The sequence below is a fragment of the Streptomyces sp. NPDC127084 genome (assembly GCF_042724175.1).
Classification (GTDB): domain Bacteria; phylum Actinomycetota; class Actinomycetes; order Streptomycetales; family Streptomycetaceae; genus Streptomyces.
The window spans coordinates 1-1339 of sequence record NZ_JBHXFA010000375.1 but is presented as its reverse complement, the minus strand read 5'-3'; the positions used below and the strand labels follow the sequence as shown (position 1 = coordinate 1339).

The 1339-nt window shown below is 63.5% G+C and carries 2 protein-coding genes; both read left to right on the top strand.

Annotated features, from left to right (window positions below):
- On the top strand, positions 1 to 144 hold a 144-nt coding region (locus ACFWI9_RS34340; RefSeq protein ID WP_387169234.1), incomplete at its 5' end, for a 6,7-dimethyl-8-ribityllumazine synthase.
- 324 nt (positions 145 to 468) lie between these two features.
- On the top strand, positions 469 to 1170 hold the full coding sequence (locus ACFWI9_RS34335; RefSeq protein ID WP_387169231.1) for a response regulator: 702 nt from the start codon (positions 469 to 471) through the stop codon (positions 1168 to 1170).
- Positions 1171 to 1339: the final 169 nt, after the last annotated feature.

The following is a 1339-nucleotide window of genomic DNA, read 5'->3' as shown; positions in this document are numbered from 1 at the left end:
GGTGTGCTCACCTGCGACACCGAGGAGCAGGCCCTCGACCGCGCGGGTCTGGAGGGCTCCAACGAGGACAAGGGCCACGAGGCGGTCACCGCCGCGGTCGCCACCGCGGTGATCCTGCGTTCAGTGTCTGAACCCTGGCGCTGAGGAGCACCCACCAACCAGGCCCGCTGGACCATGCGCTGGAAGACCGCCCTGAACGCTTCGACATCACCTTCGACGGCCGCCTTTCGCCTGCCCGTCTGTGACCCCAACTTTCTCGGCTACACGGCTCGTTTGACAGACTCTCGCCACGCCAGCCGACGCCGCATTCCGACAGCCGGGTGTGCAGCGTGATCAAATGAGTGTGCCTGGGAGTGCGACGCCGTACCAGAAGCAATGTGGGCCGGTCTTTCGTCCATTCGGCCTCGTCAGTTCGACAGCGGAATCGGCGGCGATGCCCTCAGGGCGACGAACAAGCACGGAGCTGGCATGAGCACAGAGCAGAACGCCGCATCAAATGACACGATCAGTGTCTTCTTGGTCGACGATCATGAAGTGGTCCGTCGGGGTGTGCGCGACCTACTCGAGGCCGAACCCGACATTGTCGTCACCGGTGAGGCGAACACAGTGGGACAGGCGCTCGCCCGCGGGCCGGCTCTTCGCCCGCGTGTCGCCATTCTGGATGTCAGGCTTCCGGATGGTGACGGGATCACCGTTTGCCGCGAACTCCGTTCGCTCATGCCTGATCTGGCTTGTTTGATGTTGACATCCTTTGACGATGACGAAGCCCTCCTGGACGCGATCATGGCAGGGGCTGCTGGGTATGTTTTGAAACGGGTGAAGGGAGCGGACCTGGTTACTGCAGTACGGACGGTGGCCGCTGGACAGTCGATGCTGGATCCGACGACAACGACTCGCTTGATGCGTGAACTACGGGAGCATCGTGAAGACGCGGAACCGGAGGAAGGAGCGATGGCGTCGCTGTCGCCCAGGGAGAAGGACGTCCTTGCACTCATCGGGGAAGGGCTGACCAACCGGCAGATTGGGGGGCAGCTTTTTCTGTCGGAGAGAACCGTGAAAAGCCTTGTTTCCTCGCTCTTGAGGAAGCTTGGGGTCGAGCGACGCATCCAGGCCGCCGTGCTGGCGCGACAGCGTCAATCCCCTCCCGAGGGTCACAAGGGTCATCTCTGAGTCCGCGTGCCGGGCTTTTCGTCGCATGCGAGCGCCTGGTGTGGTGACCGGATAGGTTCACCGGCTCGCGACGCCCTGCACGGCACCTCGCTGCGTTGTCGAATCACCCGAGTACATCCAGTACGAGGGCGATCTCCCCCTGCCTTCGGCGGGGGGACCCCCACCGCCT